Below are 3,772 nucleotides of genomic sequence, written 5' to 3'. Positions count from 1 at the left end.
AGCTTACAAGCTGGACATGATGCTGATTTTCTAGTCATTGATTCACAGTTGAATTTACTTGAAACTTATCTAAATGGAGTATCTGTATTTAAAAACGCTAATTAAAGGATGAAAAAAATGTTGAAACTATCAAAAGCAAAAAAAGAAGCAATGGACCGTTTATCTACAAAAGAAGGTTATATCGAAGCTTTAGCGATTGATCAGCGTGGTGCTTTAAAAAAAATGATCCAAGCTGAAAACCAAGAACCAACGGATGAACGCATCATTGAATTTAAAAAAATAGTGTCAGAAGGACTAACACCGTATGCATCTTCTATCTTATTAGATCCAGAGTATGGTTTAGCCGCTGCTGCTGCTCGCCATGCTGAAGCTGGCTTGTTACTGGCTTATGAAAAAACAGGTTATGATGCTACTGTTCCCGGACGCCTACCTGATTTGTTAGAAAAGTGGTCTGTAAAGCAGTTAAAAGATCAAGGAGCCGACGCCATCAAATTCTTGCTTTATTACGATGTTGATGATAATCGGGAAATCAACCATCAAAAACATGTTTTTGTAGAACGCCTGGGAAGCGAATGCATGGGAGAAGATATTCCTTTTTATTTGGAACTACTATCTTATGACGCTACCATTCAAGACAATACTTCAAGTGAATTTGCTAAAGTGAAACCGCATAAAGTCATTGAGATGATGAAAGAATTTTCTAAACCGCAGTATAAAGTAGATGTATTAAAAGTTGAAGTACCTGTAAATATGAATTTCGTTGAAGGTTTTGGACAAGAAACAGTCTATACAAAAGCGGAAGCAGCTGCTTACTTTAAAGAACAAAGCGATGCGACCCATCTGCCATTTATTTTTCTTAGTGCAGGAGTTTCAGCCAAATTGTTCCAAGAGACACTCGTTTTTGCAAATGAATCTGGTTCTACCTTTAATGGAGTGCTTTGCGGGAGAGCAACTTGGAAAAATGGTGTCCATTATTTTATAGCAGATGGAGAAGACGCAGCAAACAAATGGCTTCAAACAGAAGGCAAAGAGAATATTGAAAGTTTGAATGAAGTAGTCGAACGGACAGCATCTTCATGGCACGATAAAGTAGAAGTTGTTGAATAAAGGAGAGACTAGTTTGATACTAACGGTTACGATGAACCCTTCTATAGATATTTCCTATCCAATTGAATATTTGAAGCTAGACGACATCAATCGTGTTTCTGAAGTTTCGAAAACAGCAGGAGGCAAAGGACTCAATGTTACGCGTGTTATCCATGAACTTGGTGGTTCTGTTAAGGCTACAGGAGTAGTTGGAGGACACCTCGGTAACCAAATTAAGGAGCAGCTGGACTCAACTGGCATAACTCATGATTTTTATTCTATTTCACAAGAAACCAGAAACTCTATTGCTTTATTGCATGATAATGGGAAGCAAACAGAAATTCTGGAGTCTGGTCCAAACGTTACAAGATCAGAGATGGAGGGCTTTATTGCAACCTTTCAACGCTTATTAGAACATGCTGAACTGGTAACTATTTCTGGCAGCTTAGCGAAAGGCTTGCCAGACGATTTCTATGCTCAACTTATTCTGTTGGCCAAAGAAAAAGGCGTTGATACATTGCTAGATACTTCTGGAAAAGCACTAAAAGAAGCTTTGAGAGGCGAACAAAAGCCCAAATTAATAAAACCGAATTTAACCGAAATCAATGATTTACTAAAGTCAGATTTGGACTCTGAACAGCCTGAAAAGTTGAAACAAGCCTTAACCCATCCGCTATTTCAAGGAGTAGAATGGATTGTAGTGACATTAGGAGGAGAGGGAGCAGTTGTGAAACACAATGAATTTTTTTATCATGCCACCTTGCCTAAAATCGATGTAGTTAATCCAGTTGGATCAGGAGATGCTACTATTGCTGGCCTAGCATATGCTTTAAGCCAGGTTGAATCAGATGAAAATATTATAAAAACTCGAATGACAACAGGCGTGTTAAATGCATTAGAGTCTGTTACAGGTCATATTAATAGAGATAATTTCCAGAGATTGTACAACCAGATTCAAGTAAAAGCTTTTTAAGATATACTGAAATATCCATAGAGCAGAATAAATGATGTTCCTAAATCAAAATACCGGTGAATTATCAGTTTAGCTGATAATTCACCGGTATTTTTTCATTGACAGACTCTTTAGCTCTATTGCTGTTTTTTACGAACGTTCTTTAAAAAAAGGTGAATAAAATAAGATGAAAAAACAATATTCACTAAAATAGCGATCATGCTGCCAATGACAGTATCGAACACGCGATTAAGCGCATAAAGATGTGTTGCTCCGACAGGAATCGTAAAATAAGTGATCATATAAGTCGCTGTTCCACCGATAATACCTTCATGGTAGTTCAAACGATCACAAATAATGATGACGAGCATTTGGCCAATGGCTACGCCGAATAGTTCAATGACAAAAGAGTAGCCTGTACATTGCTGAATCAAAACAAGAAGAGTCGCAATCAAAGCACCAACAGCATTTCCAAAAATACGTGTTTTTCCAAAATCAAAACTCGTCCTCCAATTTTCTCTTAAAGAAAAAACTGCTGCTAAAGCGGCTAAAGCAGGCGTTCCACGATTCGTATAATGGAAAAGCAACATACAAAGAGCTACGGCAATACCTGTTTTGATTGTCCGCATACCAATTTTATAATTTTTAAACACTTTCTTCACTCTTTCTTCCGTTGAGTTGATCTGCTAATCATTTAGAATCAACTCTGATACTTCTATCATACACGAAAAAAGTATCACGTGGGCATGAATGGGCTATTTAGTGGATTTTTTAGGAAAAGCTGGAATAAGAAGATTGACACTAACGGCAATAAAAGTTCCAATAAAGATATCAAAGACTCGTTGAAGAGCGTATAGTACCGCATTGTCTACAGGGATGGTGTAATAGATAATCAAAAAAGCAGCTGTAGCCCCTATAATGCCGGAATTATTTTGGACGCGGTCGCACAAAATAATAATTAAAATAACGGCGATCGGAACACCAATCAGCTCAAGCAGAAAGGATTCTCCCATATACTTTTGTATAAGGACTAACAAGGTAGCTGTTAAAGCCCCAATCGTATTGCCTAATATTCTTGTTTTGCCAAAAGTAAAGCTAGATTTCCAGTTTTCTCTTAACGCATAAATGGCTGATAAGCTAGCAATCATTGGAGTACCACGCTCAGTAAAATGAAACAATAGAACACAAATGGCAACAGCGATGGCCGTTTTAATCGTCCGCATGCCCAGACGATAATTTTCAAAAATAGACATAAATTCATCACTTTCTCTCTAAGTCAATAAGTTGTTTCGAATAGGTAGTGTATCCATAATAATACAAAAATGGCTTAAACAAAACTAGGAACCCAAAAACACCTGTCTTTTCATAGAATTTTTTTGAAAAATAAGCTATTCTTGAATTGACGGAAGGTGAGGATCACATTATGACGCTTAGTTTAAGAACGATTAAAATTGTGCTCGCAACAACAATTGCCATATTTTTTGCAGAAATGCTGCATTTAGACTATACAGTAGCTGCAGGAATCATAGCTATTCTAAGTATTTCAGATACAAAGTTATCTTCTTTAAAGACAGCTGGTCAAAGAATCGTTTCTACTGTTGTGGCTTTAGCAATTGCTGCTGTATTATTTCAGCTTTTTGGTTTTACAACGTTGGTTTTTGGATTGTATCTCTTGGTCTATGTACCGATTGCATACAAATTAAATGTACAGGCGGGAATTGCTCCTTGCTCAGT

The 3,772-nt window shown here is 37.1% G+C and carries 5 protein-coding genes; 3 read left to right on the top strand and 2 right to left on the bottom strand.

Features of this window, described 5'->3' with window-relative positions; translation table 11 throughout:
- Positions 1-117: 117 nt before the first annotated feature.
- Positions 118-1,107 carry a tagatose-bisphosphate aldolase gene (gene lacD, locus RT405_RS11415; RefSeq protein ID WP_313469773.1) on the top strand — a complete coding sequence of 330 codons (990 nt, stop codon included), beginning with the start codon at positions 118-120 and terminating at the stop codon, positions 1,105-1,107.
- A gap of 13 nt (positions 1,108-1,120) precedes the next feature.
- Complete coding sequence (gene lacC / locus RT405_RS11410) at positions 1,121-2,059, top strand: tagatose-6-phosphate kinase (protein ID WP_313469772.1); 939 nt, start codon at positions 1,121-1,123, stop codon at positions 2,057-2,059.
- A gap of 116 nt (positions 2,060-2,175) precedes the next feature.
- Here lacC and RT405_RS11405 read toward each other — a convergent pair whose 3' ends face one another.
- The gene (locus RT405_RS11405) at positions 2,176-2,700 is read right to left on the bottom strand and encodes an aromatic acid exporter family protein (protein WP_313469770.1); all 525 of its coding nucleotides are present in this window, start codon (positions 2,698-2,700) and stop codon (positions 2,176-2,178) included.
- Between the two features lie 93 nt (positions 2,701-2,793).
- Positions 2,794-3,291, bottom strand: coding sequence for an aromatic acid exporter family protein (locus RT405_RS11400; RefSeq protein ID WP_313469767.1), 498 nt, complete (start codon positions 3,289-3,291; stop codon positions 2,794-2,796).
- 170 nt (positions 3,292-3,461) lie between these two features.
- On the opposite strand from RT405_RS11400, the gene RT405_RS11395 reads away from it, so the two are divergent.
- The coding region (locus RT405_RS11395; protein ID WP_313469775.1) for an aromatic acid exporter family protein at positions 3,462-3,772 on the top strand (311 nt) is incomplete at its 3' end.

The sequence above is a fragment of the Carnobacterium sp. genome (assembly GCF_032094055.1).
Lineage (GTDB): Bacteria > Bacillota > Bacilli > Lactobacillales > Carnobacteriaceae > Carnobacterium_A.
This window is presented reverse-complemented; position numbering and strand designations above follow the sequence as displayed.

What these genes read in the sequence shown, in the direction of transcription:
- RT405_RS11400 (WP_313469767.1), bottom strand. Translation starts at nt 3,291, where the DNA reads ATGTCTATTTTTGAAAATTATCGTCTGGGCATGCGGACGATTAAAACG.
- lacD (WP_313469773.1), top strand. Translation starts at nt 118, where the DNA reads ATGTTGAAACTATCAAAAGCAAAAAAAGAAGCAATGGACCGTTTATCT.